The 20,408-nt window shown below is 37.5% G+C and carries 22 protein-coding genes and 4 riboswitches; of the genes, 2 read left to right on the forward strand and 20 right to left on the reverse strand.

Translation table 11 applies throughout. From position 1 onward, the window contains the following. Positions 1 to 14: 14 nt before the first annotated feature. Both AB1280_RS14255 and AB1280_RS14260 read right to left on the reverse strand, forming a co-directional pair. Complete coding sequence (locus AB1280_RS14255; protein WP_272191458.1) at positions 15 to 869, reverse strand: patatin-like phospholipase family protein; 855 nt, start codon at positions 867 to 869, stop codon at positions 15 to 17. Between the two features lie 399 nt (positions 870 to 1,268). Then, positions 1,269 to 1,700 (reverse strand): MarR family transcriptional regulator, encoded by a 432-nt coding sequence (locus AB1280_RS14260; protein WP_429757347.1) that lies wholly within the window; start codon positions 1,698 to 1,700, stop codon positions 1,269 to 1,271. Between the two features lie 194 nt (positions 1,701 to 1,894). Here AB1280_RS14260 and AB1280_RS14265 point away from each other — a divergent pair, with 194 nt between their 5' ends. Beyond that, entirely contained in the window at positions 1,895 to 3,079 is a 1,185-nt protein-coding gene (locus AB1280_RS14265) for an MFS transporter (protein WP_429756237.1), read from the forward strand. 56 nt (positions 3,080 to 3,135) lie between these two features. Here AB1280_RS14265 and kdpDN read toward each other — a convergent pair whose 3' ends face one another. From kdpDN to tenA, 18 genes are all read right to left on the reverse strand, one after another. Further along, a complete protein-coding gene (gene kdpDN / locus AB1280_RS14270; protein ID WP_429756238.1) occupies positions 3,136 to 4,281 on the reverse strand; it encodes a KdpD-like non-kinase potassium sensor in 1,146 nt (381 codons plus the stop codon). Between the two features lie 61 nt (positions 4,282 to 4,342). After that, positions 4,343 to 4,927, reverse strand: a complete 585-nt coding sequence (gene kdpC, locus AB1280_RS14275; protein ID WP_429756239.1) for a K(+)-transporting ATPase subunit C — start codon at positions 4,925 to 4,927, stop codon at positions 4,343 to 4,345. 18 nt (positions 4,928 to 4,945) lie between these two features. Beyond that, positions 4,946 to 7,045, reverse strand: a complete 2,100-nt coding sequence (kdpB, locus tag AB1280_RS14280; RefSeq protein WP_429756240.1) for a potassium-transporting ATPase subunit KdpB — start codon at positions 7,043 to 7,045, stop codon at positions 4,946 to 4,948. 13 nt (positions 7,046 to 7,058) lie between these two features. Continuing rightward, positions 7,059 to 8,726, reverse strand: coding sequence for a potassium-transporting ATPase subunit KdpA (kdpA, locus tag AB1280_RS14285; protein WP_429756241.1), 1,668 nt, complete (start codon positions 8,724 to 8,726; stop codon positions 7,059 to 7,061). 19 nt (positions 8,727 to 8,745) lie between these two features. Next, positions 8,746 to 8,826, reverse strand: a complete 81-nt coding sequence (gene kdpF, locus AB1280_RS14290) for a K(+)-transporting ATPase subunit F (RefSeq protein ID WP_020062503.1) — start codon at positions 8,824 to 8,826, stop codon at positions 8,746 to 8,748. Continuing rightward, positions 8,823 to 8,927, reverse strand: coding sequence for a hypothetical protein (locus AB1280_RS14295; RefSeq protein ID WP_272191452.1), 105 nt, complete (start codon positions 8,925 to 8,927; stop codon positions 8,823 to 8,825). The genes kdpF and AB1280_RS14295 overlap by 4 nt, the downstream gene beginning before the upstream one ends. Before the next feature lie 99 nt (positions 8,928 to 9,026). Beyond that, positions 9,027 to 9,170, reverse strand: a riboswitch (cyclic di-AMP (ydaO/yuaA leader). A 448-nt stretch (positions 9,171 to 9,618) separates the two neighbouring features. Further along, positions 9,619 to 9,843, reverse strand: coding sequence for a hypothetical protein (locus AB1280_RS14300; protein WP_429757348.1), 225 nt, complete (start codon positions 9,841 to 9,843; stop codon positions 9,619 to 9,621). Positions 9,844 to 9,872: 29 nt separating this feature from the next. After that, on the reverse strand, positions 9,873 to 10,274 hold the full coding sequence (locus tag AB1280_RS14305) for a hypothetical protein (protein ID WP_429756242.1): 402 nt from the start codon (positions 10,272 to 10,274) through the stop codon (positions 9,873 to 9,875). Between the two features lie 93 nt (positions 10,275 to 10,367). Further along, a riboswitch (cyclic di-AMP (ydaO/yuaA leader) is annotated at positions 10,368 to 10,511 on the reverse strand. Positions 10,512 to 10,602: 91 nt separating this feature from the next. Next, a complete protein-coding gene (gene thiD, locus AB1280_RS14310; RefSeq protein ID WP_272191450.1) occupies positions 10,603 to 11,415 on the reverse strand; it encodes a bifunctional hydroxymethylpyrimidine kinase/phosphomethylpyrimidine kinase in 813 nt (270 codons plus the stop codon). A gap of 14 nt (positions 11,416 to 11,429) precedes the next feature. Next, positions 11,430 to 12,449 (reverse strand): thiazole biosynthesis adenylyltransferase ThiF, encoded by a 1,020-nt coding sequence (locus tag AB1280_RS14315; protein ID WP_429756243.1) that lies wholly within the window; start codon positions 12,447 to 12,449, stop codon positions 11,430 to 11,432. Further along, positions 12,442 to 13,212 (reverse strand): thiazole synthase, encoded by a 771-nt coding sequence (locus tag AB1280_RS14320; RefSeq protein ID WP_272191448.1) that lies wholly within the window; start codon positions 13,210 to 13,212, stop codon positions 12,442 to 12,444. Before AB1280_RS14320 ends, AB1280_RS14315 begins: the two co-directional genes overlap by 8 nt. A 2-nt stretch (positions 13,213 to 13,214) precedes the next feature. After that, the gene (gene thiS / locus AB1280_RS14325; protein WP_272191446.1) at positions 13,215 to 13,418 is read right to left on the reverse strand and encodes a sulfur carrier protein ThiS; all 204 of its coding nucleotides are present in this window, start codon (positions 13,416 to 13,418) and stop codon (positions 13,215 to 13,217) included. Positions 13,419 to 13,569: 151 nt separating this feature from the next. Further along, a complete protein-coding gene (thiO, locus tag AB1280_RS14330; RefSeq protein WP_272191445.1) occupies positions 13,570 to 14,679 on the reverse strand; it encodes a glycine oxidase ThiO in 1,110 nt (369 codons plus the stop codon). Continuing rightward, positions 14,663 to 15,292 (reverse strand): thiazole tautomerase TenI, encoded by a 630-nt coding sequence (tenI, locus tag AB1280_RS14335; RefSeq protein ID WP_429756244.1) that lies wholly within the window; start codon positions 15,290 to 15,292, stop codon positions 14,663 to 14,665. Before tenI ends, thiO begins: the two co-directional genes overlap by 17 nt. A 10-nt stretch (positions 15,293 to 15,302) precedes the next feature. Next, complete coding sequence (locus AB1280_RS14340) at positions 15,303 to 16,304, reverse strand: ABC transporter substrate-binding protein (RefSeq protein WP_429756245.1); 1,002 nt, start codon at positions 16,302 to 16,304, stop codon at positions 15,303 to 15,305. Then, positions 16,301 to 17,053: an ABC transporter permease gene (locus AB1280_RS14345; RefSeq protein ID WP_272191442.1), complete on the reverse strand. Its 753-nt coding sequence runs from the start codon at positions 17,051 to 17,053 to the stop codon at positions 16,301 to 16,303. The genes AB1280_RS14340 and AB1280_RS14345 overlap by 4 nt, the downstream gene beginning before the upstream one ends. Beyond that, positions 17,050 to 17,793 (reverse strand): ABC transporter ATP-binding protein, encoded by a 744-nt coding sequence (locus AB1280_RS14350; protein ID WP_429756246.1) that lies wholly within the window; start codon positions 17,791 to 17,793, stop codon positions 17,050 to 17,052. Before AB1280_RS14350 ends, AB1280_RS14345 begins: the two co-directional genes overlap by 4 nt. Further along, entirely contained in the window at positions 17,762 to 18,457 is a 696-nt protein-coding gene (tenA, locus tag AB1280_RS14355) for a thiaminase II (RefSeq protein WP_272191440.1), read from the reverse strand. Before tenA ends, AB1280_RS14350 begins: the two co-directional genes overlap by 32 nt. 85 nt (positions 18,458 to 18,542) lie before the next feature. Next, positions 18,543 to 18,643, reverse strand: a riboswitch (TPP riboswitch). 59 nt (positions 18,644 to 18,702) lie between these two features. Beyond that, positions 18,703 to 18,811: riboswitch (TPP riboswitch) on the reverse strand. A 427-nt stretch (positions 18,812 to 19,238) separates the two neighbouring features. Here tenA and AB1280_RS14360 point away from each other — a divergent pair. Then, on the forward strand, positions 19,239 to 20,402 hold the full coding sequence (locus tag AB1280_RS14360; RefSeq protein ID WP_272191439.1) for an SH3 domain-containing protein: 1,164 nt from the start codon (positions 19,239 to 19,241) through the stop codon (positions 20,400 to 20,402). Positions 20,403 to 20,408: the final 6 nt, after the last annotated feature.

A 20,408-nucleotide genomic window follows, 5' to 3' on the forward strand; every position in this document is an offset into this window, starting at 1 on the left:
TTTGAGTCACCTTTTTACTTACTAAGGAATCGCACCAAATCTCCATGCATTTTCTTAGCATCCTTATATCCTTGATCATACAAGCGCTGTAATTTTTCCGGATTCTTCTCCATACGATCGACTTGTAATTGTTCTGTCGGTCGAATCACAAATATATTTCCAGCTGTTTCTTCGTTTTCAATATGATGAAGGGTCTCATTATAAACTTCGTAACGAGTTAACATTGCGTCTACTAATTTAGGATATTTTTTATATGCTTTCCCTGCAATCCATCCAAATTTTGATTTCTTCTTTGCGTACCCTTTATTCCTCGTCAAAATAACAACTGATTTTCTGTAACCATCTTCCTGCGCTTTTCGAACAGGAATCGGATCTGAGATGCCACCATCCAATAATTTTTTCCCATCAAATTCTACGACAGGCGCAACAAAAGGCAATGAACTTGATGCCTGTAATACCGTTAATGCTTCTTCCTGTGAACGGCCTTTTTCAAAATAAACAGGTTGTCCCGTTTCACAATCCGTTGTTCCGACAAGAAATTGCTGCTCCGTATTAAAATACGTTTCAAAATCAAATGGTACATGTTGCATCGGAATTTCACGAAAAATAAAATCCATATCAAAGAGCTGACGCTTTTTCCAAAAGTTTTTATACGATAAATATCTTGGATGTGTCACATATTCAATGTTTACTGTTTTATTTCTCTCTTTTTGTCTTGAAAGATATGACGCTGCATTACACGCACCTGCTGATACACCAATTACATATGGAAAGTGTAAATCATTCTCCATAAAATACTCTAATACACCAGCTGTATATACGCCGCGCATACCGCCGCCTTCTAATACTAAACCCGTATTTTCAAGCATGGCTCTCTCTCCTCATTCTATATATACTTTGTAATGATTCACGTTGTTAACTATCTCTTTCTATTATATATAAAACTGTTGAGAAACCCTATTCAGACGACCTAGCTGAAAGAAAATATTTCTATGCTGGCAATGTGGTAATATATCTAATTAACTTTTTTAAAGTTCTTAGATATAAAATATAAAATCAAATTAATTGAAACTAAAATTACATCTATACAAATTACCGCCACATCATTTTTTAGTAAAGAATTCGTCACAACCAATATCAATAGGCTAAGTCCTGCGATTAACGATACATTATTTTTTATCATTGTGAACATAAAAAGCACCTTCTCCCTTAACCACATTATACCATTTTAGTAAGAGGAAATTCCTCTTACTAACGAAAGCTTTCTGTTATTTCCGCTTCGTTCCTAAATGCATCGTTACATCCGCTATGAATTGTTGAATAACCACCAACTCTTCTTTTGTATATTTGTCCAAAAGTGATAACCACGCTTCTTCAGCTTGATTATGTAACGTTTCATGAGCATGATATATTTCTCTTCCTTTGTCTGTTAAACGAAAAAATATTTCTTTTTGGTTATTCAACATTTTCATCTTTTCAACAAAGTTCTTATTAAATAATTTTGTACAAATTTTAGAAATGGCTCCTTTTGTCATTCCCATACTTTCAGTAATTGTTGTTACATTCATCAAACCTTGTTGCCCTATACAGGCAATCACATGTAATTCCGATAATGAGATATCACTTATCTCAATTTCATTTAAAAACTGTTCATATCCTTCTTTCATGTACTCTTCTTTCTTATGAATAAGTGCTTGCATATCGACTAATATTTGTTTTTGCTCAGCTGTGCGGTTCAATTTTTCCCCTCCAAACACATTTAGGTTTCCTTAGAAACAATTATACCTTATAGCGTTCTATATTAAAATTATAATTCACACTATCTATTTACAAAAAAGAAAATCATGTTAAAATTATATTTAGTTTCCAAGGAAACTAAATGGGAGGCGTATTTATGAAAACTACAACAAACCGAACACCTATTTTTTATGTCATTTGTATTAGTGCTTTATTAGGCTCTCTAGCACAAAATATGTATAGCCCCATCTTGCCAATTATTCAAGAGTCATTTCACACATCATTATACTTAGTCAATCTTACTGTTTCAGTTTTTACTTTTGTACTTGCGATTATGCAAATTGTATATGGGCCCCTTATTGATACAAAAGGAAGAAAATACATTCTTATCCCAGGTCTATTGATGGGTTTCATCGGCTCGATAGGTTGTGTATTTTCACCAAATATTTATGTATTTCTTGTCTTTAGAGCTATTCAAGCTTTTGGAACAGCAGCTATCCCCGTTGTTTCAGCTACGATAATTGGTGATTTATATGAAGGAAATGAGCGCGGCAAAGCAATGAGTATGTACCAAACACTTTTAGCACTTGCACCTGCTATCGGTCCTTTAATGGGAGGTTATTTAGGGAATCGAAATGGACACGTTTCTATCTTTCTCTTTTTAGCGGCAATTAGTATTATTTTATTCCTTATAAACATGATATTACTTCCCGAAACAAAACCAGCTTCTTCCAAACAACAAGCAACGAAACACTATTTTCGCGTTTTACAAAATAAGATTGGTTTTACCATTGTCATAATTGGTTTTATGCAATTTTATCTTTATTTTTGCTTCCTTGTCTTTTTACCATCCATGTTAAAAACTTTATTTCATCTTCATCCGGATACAATTGGACTCATCTTTGTTCCCATGTCATTATGTATGATGTTAGGTAGTTATTGTTATAAAATGTTGCAAAAGAAAATCCAGACAAAACATGCTTTACTCTTTACAAGTTTCTTTCATATTGCATGTATCTTATTATTTTCTATCACCTATAACATAAATATCCCTATCCTTATCATCGTTACTTCTTTATACGGATTCAGCATGGGATTATCAATGCCAACACATACAACTTTATTAACAGCAGAATTTGTGGACGAACGTGCAACTGCTATTGGCATATATAACTTTATTCGCTACTTCGGAATGGGAGTAGGTCCGCTCCTTGGTAGTTTTCTATTATTTGATCAAAATTACTTTTGGATTTTCTTTTCAGGATCCGTAGTTTTTCTATTGTTTCTCTTATACGCAATGAAGAATTTCATTCATTTTCACACAAGAAAAGAAGAAATCTAGAATTTAGTAGATATGAAAAAGAATCTCTAAAAAACTGCTTTTAGAGATTCTCTTCCCTATCCTCTTTGATCCGCCACAATATGAATATCAATGTTCTTCGTCTGTCTCATAATTTCATTTACAATGGAACCTTTTCGAATTTCTTCCCATCTTGTTCTTGCCGATTGTCCAAGCAAAATTTGTGTGACTTGTCGGTCTTTTGCCACCTTAATAATGACATCTGCTGGTTTATTGCCTAGTGCTTCTTCTAATAAGAAAGTTGCATCAAATTGATTCGTTAATGTTTGCCATTCTTCAATAACCTGTTTCTTTCCTTCGGACATAGATGCAATATTTTCTCTTTCTACATTTAGTACATATAATTCTGCGTTTAAACGGTTTGCCATGCGCCACCCCCGGCGAATGAGCTTTTCTGCCGTAGAACTGTACTGTACGCAAACTAGAATTTTTTCCTTCACTCCAATTGGTTCCTCAGTAAATTGACTAATTTTCTCGTCCATATCATCCGCAACTTCTCGAAGTGATAATTCACGGAGCGCTCCTAAATTATTTAGCGTGAAAAAATGATTTAAGCTCCGCTGAATTTTTTCTTCTTTATATATCTTTCCGTCCATCAATCGTTTTCGAAGTACTTCTGGCGTTACATCTACAAGTTGAATTTCATTTGCCTTTTGTAAAATGAAATCAGGAACGCGCTCTCTTACTTTGACCCCTGTAATTTGCTCAACGATATCGTGAACACTTTCCAAATGCTGAATATTAAATGCAGACAGAACATCAATGCCTGCATCCAATAATTCTTCGACATCTTGATAACGTTTTTTATGTTTCGAACTAGGGATATTCGTGTGAGCTAACTCATCTACAATTACAACTTGCGGTGCCCGTTTTATAATTGCTTCGACATTCAGTTCTGGAAACACTTTCCCTTTGTAATGAATCTCTTTTAACGGAACAGCTTCTAACTCAGCAATCGCCTCTTCTGTTTCCTTTCGGCCGTGTGTTTCAATAAGACCAATTACAACATCAATGCCCTCTTTTCGCATCTCTCTTGCATCAAAAAGCATTTTATAACTTTTTCCGACTCCAGGAGCTGCCCCGACATAAAGCTTTAATTTCCCCCGATTTTGTTGACGAATATATTCTAAATATTCTTCTGGCGTTCGCCTTTGAAACGTTGGCTTATAGTCATCTGCATACATCAAAATGCACCCTTTCTAGCCAAACAATACTACCTCAATCTAAGCGATTGAGGTAGTATTGTTATGATTTCATCATTTTTTGTAATTCTACATTTAACTTCAACACGTTGACGCGATCTTCACCGAACAATCCAAGTGCTTGCCCTTCTGTTTGTGATTCAATCAGTTTATTAATTTTTTCTTTCGGAATATTCGTTATTTTAGAGATGCGATCTACTTGTACATAAGCCGCTTGTGGACTAATGTCTGGGTCTAACCCTGAACCTGAATTCGTTACTAAATCCATCGGAACTTCTGTAACAGGAACTGCCACATTTTCCTTCTTCCAATTTTCTACACTCTCTTCTACACGTTTTACTAAGTCTCGATTAGACGGTGCATAGTTATTAGAGCCAGATGCTTCTGCTTTATATTCTATACTAGAGACACGTCCATGGAAATAACGTGGATCTGTAAAATTTTGACCAATTAATTTCGAACCAATAACTTCATTTTTGTCGTTATAGATAAGACTTCCATCTGCATTATCTTTCATAAACGCTTGTGCAACTCCTGTAACTAGCAGTGGATAGATGAGCCCGCATATAACAAGAAATGTAAAGGTTATACGAATGACAGGTGAAAGTATCTTTTGTTTTTCAAACATTTTCATTTCCCCTTTTCTTTAAATGAACAATCCTACAATCAAGTCAATCAGCTTAATACCAACGAACGGAACAATGACTCCACCAAGTCCATAGATGAATAAGTTACGTCCTAACAATGCATTAGAACTCATCGGTTTATAAGCAATCCCTCTCATCGCTAGCGGAATAAGCATCGGGATAATAATTGCGTTAAAGATAAGCGCTGATAGTATCGCTGACAACGGTGAATGCAATCCCATAATATTCAGAGCTTCCATTTGTGGAATTGCCAATGTAAACATCGCTGGGATAATCGCAAAGTATTTCGCAATATCATTAGCGATACTAAATGTTGTTAGCGCACCGCGTGTCATTAATAGCTGCTTACCAATCCCTACAACCTCAATGATTTTCGTTGGGTTTGAATCTAAGTCGATCATATTTGCGGCTTCTTTCGCTGCTGCTGTACCACTATTCATCGCTAGACCAACATCGGCCTGAGCTAAAGCCGGCGCATCATTTGTACCATCACCTGTCATCGCAACAAGCTTTCCTTTGTCTTGCTCTGCCTTAATTACCGCAATTTTATCTTCTGGTTTACATTCTGCCACAAATTCATCCACACCAGCTTCTTTCGCAATCGTTGCAGCAGTAAGCGGGTTATCACCTGTACACATTACTGTTTTAATCCCCATTTGCCGAAGCTGTTCAAATCGTTCACGCATACCCGGTTTTACAGTATCTTTTAAATAGATTAATCCGTAAATACGATCATTTGCTGCAACTGCAAGCGGTGTACCGCCTTCTTTCGCAATTAAATCTGCTTTTTGATTTAAATCTTTCGGAATTGTACCGCCTTGCGATTTTACCCATTCAATAACAGCGCCAACCGCACCTTTTCGTACTTTTATACCATCTGTTAAGTCAACACCGCTCATACGTGTCTCAGCTTTAAATGGAACAAACTCACCTTGCTCAGCAAGTGTACCGTTATAAGAGAATGCTTTTGATTGTACATATTCAATAACTGAACGTCCTTCTGGCGTCTCATCTAACACAGAGCTAAGCGCTGCCCATTTTGCCACTTGTTCAATTGTTTCATTTCCTACTGGTAAAAGCGTATGTGCCATACGATTACCGAATGTAATTGTACCTGTTTTATCTAAAATAATTGTGTTAATATCACCAGCTGCTTCTACTGCTTTACCACTCATTGCTAACACGTTAAACTTCGTTACACGGTCCATACCAGCAATCCCAATTGCCGATAACAAACCACCAATTGTTGTTGGAATTAAACAAACAAGAAGCGCAACGAGTATAGCTGTATCAATTTGAAAACCGAGATAATTCGTAAAGATTGGTAATGTCACAACAACAATTAAGAAAATAAGTGTTAAACTCATTAAGACCGTATTAAGCGCAATTTCATTTGGTGTTTTTTGACGAGATGCCCCTTCTACTAAAGAAATCATTTTGTCTAAGAAAGATTCACCAGGATTACTTGTAATTCGAATTGTAATTTCATCACTTACCACCATTGTACCGCCTGTAACGGAGCAAAAATCACCGCCAGCTTCTTTCATAACTGGTGCGGATTCCCCTGTAATTGCTGATTCATCAACAGATGCTAAACCGCGAATGACCTCTCCGTCACTAGGAATCATTTCACCTTGTTTTACAAGAACAACATCGCCCTTTTTCAGTTCAGTTGCTGAAACTCTAGCAACACTTCCATTCTCTTTTATTACATTTGCGAATACATCTTTTTTCGATTGCTTTAAAGAATCAGCTTGCGCTTTCCCGCGCCCTTCTGCCAATGCTTCTGCAAAATTAGCAAACAAAACGGTGAACAAGAGAATAAGAGAAACCGTTATATTGAACCACCCTGGGATACTACTAGATCCATTAGGTAAAAATGATAAAATTAATGTTAGAAAAAATCCAATTTCCACCACGAACATAATCGGATTTTTTACCATCACTCGTGGATTCAATTTCGCAAAAGCTTCTTTTATCGCATTTGTAATAATGTCACGATCCATCGTTTTTGCTTGTCTTACTTCATTTTCGACTTCCGTTTTTGGTGATACAATCGATTGATTCGGTTGTTTATCTTTTACCACTACAGGTTTCATCATGTACCCTCCATTACTTCAATGTAAGAAATTCTGCAATTGGTCCTAACACTAACATCGGGAAGAATGTTAACGCCCCAACAATTACAATTGTTCCAATGAAAATGCCTCCAAATAAACCATTATCTGTTCGGAATGTTCCAATTGTTTCTGGTACTACTGTTTTCTCTTTTAATGAAGCCGCTACAGCAAGCATTGTAATTAAGCTAAAGTAACGCCCTAAGAACATCACGATACCAGTTGTAATATTCCAAAACGCTGTATTGTCTCCTAAACCTTCAAAACCGGAACCGTTATTCGCTGCCGAAGAAGTATATTCATATACAACTTGTGTCAAACCGTGAAAACCGGAGTTTGAAATAGCATCTGTTCCGAGATGAGTGGAAAGAGCCAATGCTGAAAACCCTAAAATCAGTAAAGGATGAAATAGTATTGTTACCGCAATTAATTTCATTTCCTTTCCTTCAATCTTCTTCCCTAAAAATTCTGGTGTACGTCCCACCATTAATCCCGATATAAAGACCGCGATGATTGCGTACATAATAATATTGATAAATCCTGCACCAACCCCGCCGTATACTGTATTTAACATCATATTTACAAGTGGTACGAGCCCTCCAATTGGTGTCAACGTATCATGCATTGTATCAACAGCACCTGTTTCCGCTGCCGTTGTTACTGTTGCGTATAGTGAAGAAAATACGGTTCCAAAACGAACTTCTTTTCCTTCTACGCTGCCTTGAGTATGTTGCATTCCCATTTCATTTAACGCTGGGTTTCCATGTAACTCTGACGTTACAATTGTTGTAAATCCCATTAAAAATACAATGAATAAAGAAACGAAAAGAACGCGTCCTTGTTTTTTATTCCCGACCATTCTTCCGTATGTGAATGGCAAGGCTGTTGGTAACAGCATCATAAGCATCATTTGTAAAATGTTACTGATTTGACTTGGGTTTTCAAATGGATGCGTTGAGTTTGCCCCGAAAAATCCTCCGCCGTTGTTACCTAATTCCTTAATCGAAACGAAAGAAGCAACTGGACCACGTAATATACTTTGTTTCACGCCTTCAATTGTATGAGCTGTAACTGCACCTTCTAACGTTTGCGGTACACCAAGCGCAACAAAGATCAATGCTGCTATAAATGCAATTGGAAGAAAAACTCTCGTTAAAGCACGTGTAAAATCTACGAAGAAATTTCCAAGTTCTTTCCCAGCTAAACCTCTTATAAAAGCCATTACAATCGCTAATGTTGTTGCTGGTGCTGTAAACATTAAAAACGTAATTCCGATTAATTGTGATAAGTACGAAACACCATTCTCACCGCTGTAATGCTGTAAATTTGTATCTGCCATAAAACTAATCGCTGTATTAAAAGCTAGTGTAGGCTCCATTCCCTCAACATGAGCTGGATTTAATGGCAATACCGATTGCAGGCGAAGTATAAAATAGACAACAACAATCATAAATCCGTTGAGCGCAACTAATGATAATGCATATTGTTTCCAACTCTGGTTATAAGGTTTGATACCCGAAATTTTAAAAATAATATTTTCAAAGGGACCGAACACTTTATCCAATTTGCTATTCCCTTGAAACGCCTTCTCTAAATAAATTCCGGTTGGCTTTGCAACAAGAACAAATAATAACATTGTGACCAAAACGGCAATCCAAATCATAATAAACCTTTCCCCCTAATTAAAACTTTTCTGGATTTAATAGCGCATAAACTAAGTACACAGTAAGTAAGCCAACAATAATGGATACTGCAATACTCATTGTTTCTTCCCTTCTTTCACAACGTTATCCGACCATCTTGCAAGACCGACCATTGATCCAACTAACACAATTAAAATTCCGATCATAGCGATATCTAACATTCTTCATCCCTCACTAAATGTAAAATTTTACCATTTAAATCATAAAAAAAGAACACTGAGGATCTACTCAGTGTTCGAAAATGAACAACACAAAAGTAAACCTCCTCTCCAAACGCTTACGAGGTTAGCTGTCGGATTCGGGCCTAAAGAGTAGCCCTACTTTCATCATGAAAGATTCACCCCAAGTGACAATGCACAAAATTGGTTCCCCCGCTCCATTTCTGGACTCAGCGATATCAGGTTGTTTTTTGGAAATTTTATGAACAATTTATGAATGTAAATATACTCCTCTACATTTCACTTGTAAAGAGGGAAAATAACGAAAATATAAAAATATAAGACCTTTTAAACGCTTACATTAAGGGCATATACATCTTTATCATCTATTTTCTTTTATTTTCTTCCCTTTTCATTATGTATACGTTCCTTTGCAAATGAAAAAGAAGATCGTCTCTACAACATAATCTGCTTTTCTCTCTTTGTTTTATGACAAAAAAGCCCCTGACCTATGCACGGCCAGGGACTCTTTCTAAAAAGAATGAAGTTTTTTCAACATACAAGTCTCTGCCACGCTGAATACAATAGGATCCGCTACTTTGCTTTCTCCCTCTGTTTTACACCTCGCTCGTGGCACAAAAAGGCCCACCCTAAAAAGAAAGGCGCTTTTAACTAACCTTCTAATTCATCTAAATCATAAAAAAGACCGTAAGTTACGACCTCGAATACATACTTGCACCAATTCTGCATGTTGCTTCTCATATTCGATAATGTCTTGTTCTAAATATAGACAGATATCTTCTGGCGGAAGAGTCACATGTGGTTTCGGAAAGAATGGATCAAGTTCTGCTAATTCATATACTCGTTCTAACGAAAGTGCCCACCGTTTTGCTAAATCACGGCAAAGTAATACTTTCATCGCTTCTTTCATATCCGATTCCTCCGCCCCTACTCTAAAGTCAAAAACGAAATATTATCACAAGTTGTAAACACCACTAATTGGATTCCAAGCGTTTCATAGAGGTGCTTTGGATATTGTTTATTTCGCGTGACAACTGTAATAGGCGCCGTAAAAGAAGAGCGAATACGTTCGGCGAAAAAGCTAATTGTGGATAATTCATCTCCTAGCAAAATTGCTTTTTTAACTCCTTTGCATATTTTCACAATCATGCTCGGATTATCCGGACAGCAATATGTTTGCTGAAACCCACATGCTTTCACTTCACTTGTTACATATTCACTCGCTGTAAAAATGACCATTTCACTTTGAAAAGGCACTAAATCTTTCAAACTCTTTACTTTGGCAGCTTCTCCTACACAAATAAGCGTGTACTCTTTTTCTTCATCCATGCACTGCATCCTCCTTCACATAAAAGAATTTTTAAATATAAATCAAAATTCTCTCATGTTAGTCGGACCGATGAATTGATGTATTCACTTGCACCATCCTCTCTCAACACGCTTACGGAGTTAGCTGTCGGATTTGGGCTTTGAGAGTAGCCCTACCTTCAAAAAGGATTCACCCCAAGTGACAATGCACAAAATTGGTTCCTCCGCTCCAAATTTTGGATTCAGCGATCAAAAAAATAGATTCTGGCTGATATACTACTCCTAAATTTGGAAAAAGTAAACATAAAAAAAGCCAATTTTTTTAACTGGCTTTTTTTAAAATACATATTTATACACGTACATTTCTACGTCCATACGCAAAATGATTCGTTGGTCCATGACCGCTGCCAATGTTCAGCTCATCTTCAATTGCTATACTAATAAAGCTCTTTGCTTCACGAACTGCGGCAGCAATTTCATAACCTTTCGCTAGTCCTGCTGTTACAGCTGCGGCAAATGTACAACCACTTCCATGTGTTTGAATAGACGCAATCCGTTTACTTCTATACTCCATAAACACATTTCCATCAAACAATAAGTCAATTACTTCATTCCCTTGATACGCTGCATGTCCACCTTTCATCACAACAAACTTCGCCCCTAAACCATGCAGTATTTTCGCAGCTTCTTTACTGTCTTCAATTGTATGAATCTGCATTCCTGTTAATACTTCTGCTTCAGGAACATTTGGTGTAATTACCGTCGCAAGCGGCAGCAAATGTTCTATTAATGCCAAAACGGCTTCTTGTTGTAATAACGATGCACCGCCTTTGGCAATCATAACAGGATCTAGCACAATATTATTCCATGAAAATGATTTAATGTTTTCGGCTACGACTCTAATAATTTCACTACTAAATAACATTCCAAGTTTTACTGCATCTGGCGTTAAATCAACACCGATAGAATGTAACTGCTTTTCAATTCCTTCTACAGGAACTGGATACACCCCTTGTACACCAAGCGTATTTTGAGCCGTAATCGCTGTAATGGCTGTCATTCCGTACACATCTAGCTCTTGAAATGTTTTTAAATCTGCTTGAATTCCCGCACCGCCGCCGCTATCAGAGCCAGCAATCGTTAATGCTTTATTCACTTTCATTTCCCTCACCCTTTTTAACCAAAGTAACGATGATAAATCGTTTTTGCTTCCGCTATATCCTTTGTCCCATGCACAAGCACACGGCCGTCTTGAAATGCTACTAACCGTTTATTCTCAACAGAAAACGATAATAAATACGGATTCACTGTTAAATCCGTTACCCGATTTTGTAGCAAATTTTTATACATAGACAAATGAAGCTGCTCTTTATGCGGCGGACGAATTTGTACTGTATTTCTGCCGCATAAAACAGCTGCCCTGGAAGTATTCTCCTTACTTAAATACGGATAAATAGCTTCCTCCCCGCATGATAGGCAGTGCTCGTTTCGCAATTTTTGTACGTTCATGCATGAATATTCATTTTTCCATACATCAAATGACACAAGCCCATTACGTAGTGCCTCATAATCTTCTACTAAAATCTTTAATGCTTCCGTAACTTGATGTGATACAACAATGGATACAGCAGGCGAAATAATTCCTGCTGTATCACATGTCGCTCCGCCAAGGGGAATCGATCGCAATAAACAAGATAGGCACGGCGTCTTTCCTGGTAAAATTGTATAAGAAAGACCGTAACTACCAACACAAGCTCCGTAAATCCACGGAATTGAATACTTTTGCGATACATCATTTACAATAAAACGCGTCTCAAAGTTATCTGTTGCATCGATGATGAGATCTACACCTGTGACAAGTTCTTCTAGTTCTTCTGCTGTTACATCTTGCACATAAGTTTCTACAACTACATCACTATTAATGGCTTGTAAACGCCGCCTAGCTGCCACTGCTTTTGGTAAATGATTTTCTACATCAGCCTCACAATATAACTGTTGGCGCTGCAGATTACTCCAGTCAATGTAATCACGGTCAACAATCGTTACTTTGCCAATTCCAGCGCGAACAAGCATCTCTGCATTTGCACTACCAAGCGCTCCTGCACCAATTATAAGTACATGTTTTTCTCTTATTTTGTTCTGTCCTTCTTCCCCAATTGGAGAGAACAACATTTGACGGGAATATCGGCTATTCAAGAACGCTCATTCCTTCTAACGGGCTGCTTGCAGTCGCACAACGCTTACGTGCAATACGTCCTGCTTCAAAACCTAATCTTCCTGCCTGAATACTAAGTTTCATTGCTTCTGCCATTTTCACAGGATCTTTTGCCCCGGAAACAGCTGTATTTAATAACACTCCTTCTGCACCTAATTCCAGCGCAAACGCTGCGTCAGCTGGACTACCAATGCCCGCATCAACAATAACGGGAACAGTCGCTTGCTCTATAATAAAGCTTAAATGTAATGGGTTTACAATCCCAAGACCAGAGCCAATTGGCGATGCACCAGGCATGATCGCATGGACGCCTAACTCTTGTAATTTACGTGCTAATACAACATCATCAGACGTATACGGCAAAACGATAAACCCTTCTTTTAATAACATTTCTGACGCTTTTAACGTTTCAACTGGGTCTGGTAATAACGTTTTATCATCACCAATTACTTCTACTTTAATCATGTCGCATAAGCCCGATGCTTTTGCTAGCTTTGCAATACGCACTGCCTCTTCTGCTGTTTTTGCCCCTGCTGTATTGGGAAGAAGGGTATACTTTGTTACATCAATTTTTTCTAGTAAATTTGGCTGCTCTGCATCAAAAATATCCATCCGACGCACTGCAAACGTTAAAATTTCTGCTTCTGATACTTCAATCGCTTTCTTTTGCACATCAAAATCCGAAAACTTCCCTGTTCCTAATAACAATCTAGACTGGAAAGTAAATGGTCCAATTTTCAACATAATCAACCGCCTCCTACGAATGTGACAATTTCAATTTGATCACCCTCAAAAACAGATGTATCTTGATGATTCTCTTTTTGCAAAATATCTTGATTGCGTTCTACTACAACAATTTTCGTCTCTAGTCCTAAATGAATAAGTAAGTCCGCTACCGTCTTAATCTCACCTGGCACGTCAACTTGTCTACCGTTAATTTTTAAGTTCAAGCTTTCATCTCCTTACAAAATATATAACAAACATAAAACTCGTTCTTTTTAAAGTGGGCGAGAGGAACTGGCCATACATAGAAGCAGTCATGGCTTTTTTCTGCCACGTCCGTTAATAAAACAAAAAGAGAAAACAAGTGTAGGTCTTATTTTACCTAGATTGTGAAAGCAGCGAATCTAGTAAACCATTACTTTGCTTTCCTTCTATTAGATCTGCCATATACTGTCCTGATACTGGACTTAATAAGATTCCATTTCGATAGTGACCTGTACAAGCATATAAACCAGTAATTTCTTCATGCTTACCGATATACGGCATACTATGATTCGATTGCGGACGTAATCCTGCCCATGCCCCTTCCCATTCTGCTTCCTTTAGCGCCGGAAGGATACTATATGCACGTTCTAATATAGAAGTAATGCTTTCAGGACGCACCGCCTTGTTATATGTATGAGGCTTCATTGTTGCCCCAATGACATAACGCCCACCGCGCTTCGGTGCGATATAAAATCGCTCTTGAAAAATAGGTGCTTGTAATAACGGCTTACGACTGCGCACTGCAACGACTTCACCTTTAACAGGATATGTGCCCCATTCATGGTGAAAATATTTTAATAGTTTTGTACTCCACGAACCTCCAGCAATTACTACGTTTTCACATAAAATCGCTCCTTCTGTTGTCAGTAATCCTGTTACGCGATTATCGTTCATTTGAATATCAAACACTTCAGTTTCTTCATATATATCGGCTCCAGATAATGCAGCAGAATGAGCGAATGCTTTCGTCAGCTCTGGGGCAATCACATGACCATCTTTTGGGTGATAGACTGCTCCAATAATAGAAGTAGATAAATAGGGCTCTTTTCCCCGCAATTCTTCTCCTGAGATAAAATAGGACTCTTCTCCTGTTTGCTGCTGCCATTTCATAATATGAAGAAGCCGGACACTCTCTTCTTCATTTTGAGCAATACGGTAAATCCCTTTTTCTTCATATCCGATATCAATTCCGGTTTTATCACGTAATAGACTTGCAAGTTTAGGAAACATCGCGCGACTTTTCCTACCTAATTCAAACAGCGGATCGTATTCATCCCATTCCGCCTGTACACCTAATAATCCGGCGGCTGCTTTAGAGGCTTCAGAAGCAATCTTTTGTTTTTCAATGATGGCAACTTTATAACCTCTTTCAGCAAGAAAATGTGCAACCGAACTTCCGATTACACCGCCGCCAACGATGGCAACATCATATATTATTCTCATGAGTTCTCGCCCACTTTCGTATCGTTTCCTTATATAACTTTGCCTGCTCATTCGGTTTTACGGCACTTAAAATTCCAGACATTATTGCAATACCAGCAGCCCCGGTGCCGAGCGCTTCTGCTGTATTATGAGGAGTAATCCCTCCAATAGCGGTAATTGGGATTGTTAAACGTTCTGCTATTTCGGTAATCCCTTCTAACCCTCTTGGCGGCACTCCCTTTTTAGAGTTTGTTTGAAACAAATGCCCATACAGAAGGGAATCTGCACCATTTTTAAAAGCCGATACAGCTTCTTCAAATGAATGAACGGAGTAACCAACATGCAAATAAGAAAATTTTTCTTTAACAGATTTTACATCCACGCTGCTATACCCAAGTTGTACACGTCTAATATTTAATAAAATTGCAATATCAATCCGATCATTGATGACAAGTTTAGAAGAAGGAAATCCTTTATATAAGAGCTTCTCCACACCTTCATATAACTCTTTCGTACTTTTCTCTCGCTCACGAATGTGCAAATAATCTATTTCACTTTCAATATCAATTGCTATATGCCCTAACTCTTCAAATGACATACGACCATTTGATATAACGTGAAGCTCAGCTTTCATATCTATTCGCCTACTTTAAAATGTTTTCAAACAACTCGTTTGCTGGAACAATTTCTTTTGCCATTCCTTTTTCTTTTAACCACTTGTTTTGTTTTTCCCAAGAACTTGCTGTATCTGATAAAAATGGTTCATCTTTCGTTTCCATTTTATCTAATAAAATTTTCATACTCTCTTTTTCAACTTCTGGAACCAATGGGAAATTCTCTTTTTCTTGGTGATTTAATAAAATGTTTAATGCTTCATCTGGATTTTTCTTCATAAATTCATAACCTTTTTTCGCCCCGCGTAAAAAGGCTTGTAATGTTTCTTTATCCTGTTTCAATGTTTTATCGCCTGTTACAAATACCAGTTCATGATAGTTCGGTACACCGTAATCCGCTGGGTTAAAATATGCTGGCTCGTAACCTTTATGACGCATGACTGGAACTTCATGGTTAATATATGCCCCTGTAACAGCATCTACTTTTTTCGTAGTAAGAGCCGGTACTAAATCAAAACCAACATCAACTACTTTTACGTTGTTTGGATTTCCCCCGTCTTCTTTAATCATCGTTTTTAAATATTCTTCACTTAACGGTGTCCCTGAATATCCAACTGTTTTTCCTTCCAAATCTTTAGGAGAAGAAATGCCTGCTGATTTTAGCGATACAACATGGTTTAAAGGGGAACGAACAACTGCACCGATAGATTTCACTGGAATGTGTTCATTCGCTCTCGCAATCACAACGTCAGGCTGATAATACAATCCAACAGTTACTTTTCCTGCTGCTGCTAACGTTAATGGATCAGTTGGATTAGAAGGAAATTTAATATTTACCTTCACACCTTCTTCTTTAAAATAACCTTTTTCCATTGCTGCATAAATAAAGCTATGCACTGCATTTGGATACCAATCGAGCATGACAGTGACTTCTTTTTCGCCTTTTTTCTTTTCTGATGCCGAATTGCTAGAACACCCAACAATCATCGCGATTAACAATGTAAATACAAAGATGCGCTTTACTAATTTCATGAATGCTTCCTCCAACTAATACATTTTCTCTCAAATATCGAAACGAGTAATACAAAGAAAATAGCGAGCAATGACAATAAAACAATTGGTGCAAACACACCCGCACCATCCATTTGTGTCATCATTCGTTTACTAAAATAGCCTAGTCCTGCTTGTGCTCCAAGCCACTCTCCAATCGCTGCCCCAATCACGCTAAACGGCACAGCCACCTTTAAAGCTGAGAAAAAATAGGGAAGTGCAGACGGTAATTTCAATTTGAAGAAAACATCTTTTTTTGTTGCACCATATGTAATTAAAAGCTCTTCCCACTCCTTTTTCGTACTACAAAGGCCATCATACGTATTTACTGTAATGGGAAAGAATGTAATCAGTACTGTGACAACAACCTTACTCCAAATCGAATAGCCAAACCATAAAACAAATAATGGTGCTAAAGCTGTAATGGGAATCGTCTGTGAAGCAACTAATAGCGGATAAAATGCCTTCTCAGCAAATGTACTCATACTCATCAACATTGCTAACCCAACACCTAATACGATAGAAATAACAATGCCGATCACTGTAACAGAGAGCGTTGCTGGTAAATGCACCGTAAGCAATATATTCCGCAAATCCCATATTTTTTGAACAATGGCACTTGGAGACGGTAAAATGTACATTTCATCAAGAATCCGTGCTCCTACTTCCCAGCCAATCAGCAAAATAGTCGTTACAATAATGGCCGGAACATAATCTACAATTCGCTTCATACAAGCACCTGTCTTTGCAATATGCCAATGAGTTCATCTTTTAATGCCAGCATTTCTGGGTGATGCAAATCTTTTCGAGACCGTTCTTGCCCAAGTGGCACAGTCCGCTCAGTTAATAATGTAATGGGCTGCTCTGTTACGATAAAAATACGGTTAGAAAGATACAGCGCTTCATCAACATCATGCGTAATAAACAAAATTGTTTTTTGCCAATATTCCCACTGTTCAAACAACCATTCTTGCAAAGATGCCTTCGTTAATGCATCAAGTGCACTAAACGGTTCATCTAATAGTAAGAGGTCACCGCCCGTTAACAACGTCCGAATAAACGATACGCGTTGCCGCATTCCGCCTGATAAATCTTTTGGCTGTTTCTTTTCATACCCTTGCAGTCCAAATTGCTCCAGCAGCTCTTGTGCTTTCATGTGTGCTTCTTTTTTCTTCATGCCTTGACATTCAAGTGGCAAAGCTGCATTTTCAATAATGGTTCGCCACGGGAGTAACATATCTTTTTGCGGCATATAGCCAACAGGAGTTGTTCCCATTACATCAATCGTGCCAGCATTCGCTTTCTCAAGTCCCGTAATAAGCCGAAACAATGTACTTTTCCCGCAGCCACTCGGCCCGATAATGCTAATAAATTCTCCTTCTTGTACTACAGCATTAAGGCTCTTGATAATCGGTTTCTCATCATAATGAAAAGAAACGTTATGAAATTGTAGTATGTTTTTGTTCCTCAAAACCCCACATCTCCTTACGATATGCCATATCCCAAAATAAGTATTCAAAACGGCTGGAATATAAGAAAATTTCTTCTAAACGATTTAATTCTTCTTCTGTTTTCCCAATTGCAATTTCATTACATAAATCAATTAACCATATACAAAGATTCCCATATTCTTCTGAGCTGTATCCTTGAATCCACTCACCAAAAAATTCATGATCACGCGCGGATGGAATAGCATTTAAGCGCTTCCCAATCTCCCAATAACTCCACATACATGGAAGCAATGCTACAATTAACTCAGCAAGTGTACCGTTTTGTGAAACTGACATCATATAGTTTGTATATGCTAGATTCATAGCAGACGGCTTTGCTAATTCCATTTCTTCAACAGAAATTCCTAAACGCTTTGCGTATTGTTTATGAATCATCATTTCTCCATTTAAAATCCCATCGATTTGTTCAGCAAACTTCGCCATTACTTTTGGATTTGTTGCTTTTACAACACCAATTGCATATAACTTTGCGTAATCTAACAAATACAAATAATCTTGAACAATATAATATTGAAATCTATCTTTCTCTAACGTTCCATCTCCCATCCCTGTTACAAATGGATGATTATGACTCTTCTCCCAAACAGGTTGCACCTTTTCAAATAATCTTTCACAAAATGTCATCTCCGCTTCCCCTTCCTGTATATATGTTTCCAAATAAAAAACCACTTCTATATAAGAAGTGGCCACAGCAAACAAAAGAAAAACTCATTTGTTGTTTCCACTTCCCTACGCTAGCATCACCTAGATCAGGTCATAAGGGTTAAGGATTTTACCTCTCTCAGCTTTTAAGCACCCCTAGTGGTGTTCTATAAAATTTTCAATAAAAAATCCCCGTTTCTATGCATAAAGAAACGGGGACGTTATTTATATCGTCCAAATTGCTTCCCTACGCTAGCATCATCTAGATCAGGTTCAAGGGTCAAAGACTATAGGTCTTACTCTCAGCTAGCAAAACTAGCTCCCCTAGCAGTATATTCATTTAACATAGTCAGTATACCATCACCCTATCTCATCGGCAACTCTTTTCATTTCTCCTTCTACCTATCTGTAAGTTCAGAAAAAAACGAATTCCTTTTCGCTATTTCCATAATAGCTATAAATCTGCTATCCTTTTATTATATATCCATTTTCACTTTTCGACATTTAAGTCGCTGCTATACAAAATACATCATAACCACTACTTGTTTTCTCCTTTTGTTTTAAGCCTTGCATGTGGTAGAAAAAGTCCTTGATCATTTCTATGTGCAGCCAAATTCTCCACTCTAAAAAAAAAGAGTTTTTAACTTACACATAGAGAAAAAGCTTTCGTTTGTTTTTAATCTATAAATATGTTTCAAACTTAATATCCACATATTATAATTTAAATTATAACAATGCATTACTTAAGGAGGTCAATGAATATATGAATTTAAAAGTCGCAGCACTAACAGCAACTACTGTAGCAGTTGCCTCTATGCTCCCCTCTATGGCAGACTCTAATGTACATACTGTAGAAGCAGAGCAAACTGCAAAAGCAAAAATTGGTTATGTTAAAACGGAAACGTTACAAATGTACAATAGCCCGAATGGAACAGACCCTGTTATTGACAATATTACACGTAACACTCCCGTTACTATTTTAGAAACAACAAATGAATGGTACAAAGTTCACATTCACAATAAAACTGGTTATGTCAAAAAAGACGCCATTTCTTTAACAAAGCCACAAAATGGTGAGAATCAATATATCGTAAATGCAGATGCATTAAACGTTCGCTCTGAACCAAACACACAATCTGAAATTATTACTGTATTACCAAGTGGGAAATTTGTTACTGTTCAAGAAGAACAAGAGGGATGGTATAAAGTTGTACATAATGGAACAAGCGGCTATGTAAAGAAAGAATTTTTATCTAACGCCGATCAGCCATTAGTAAAGGGAATTACTGTACAAGGCGGAAGTTCTTATTACGTTGCCACTCCAACATTAAAAGTACGTAGCGGAGCAGGAACAAATGCAGCCATTATCGGTTCTTTACCAAATGGAACACAAGTACAAGTCGTTGAAAGTGTGGGAACATGGTATAAAATTCGCTACGGATCAGGATATGGCTATGTTGCACAGCATTATGTAGTACAAGGACAAAAACAACAGCAGCAACCAAAACAGCAAGCTACCCCATCTATTCCAGCTGCATTTAAATATCCTGCCCAAGGGAAAATCAGCTCAGAATTTGATGTACGCTGGGGAAAAATGCACTACGGCGTAGATATTGCAGCAACAGGAAATGTTCCAATCCAAGCTGCCGCATCTGGGACTGTTGTAAAATCATATTATTCTACAAGCTATGGAAACGTTGTATTTGTTGCCCATCGTATAAACGGGAATTTATACACAACTATATATGCTCACATGAAAAGTCGTGCTGTCAAAGCAGGAGATACAGTGACAACAGGTCAATTGCTCGGTTATATGGGAAATACAGGACATTCATATGGACAACACTTGCATTTTGAATTACATAACGGGGAATGGAATTTCGAAAAAACAAATGCTGTAAATCCACTTCCTTTCTTAGTTAGGTAACGCATA

The organism is Bacillus sp. S10(2024) (assembly GCF_050473865.1).
Classification (GTDB): domain Bacteria; phylum Bacillota; class Bacilli; order Bacillales; family Bacillaceae_G; genus Bacillus_A.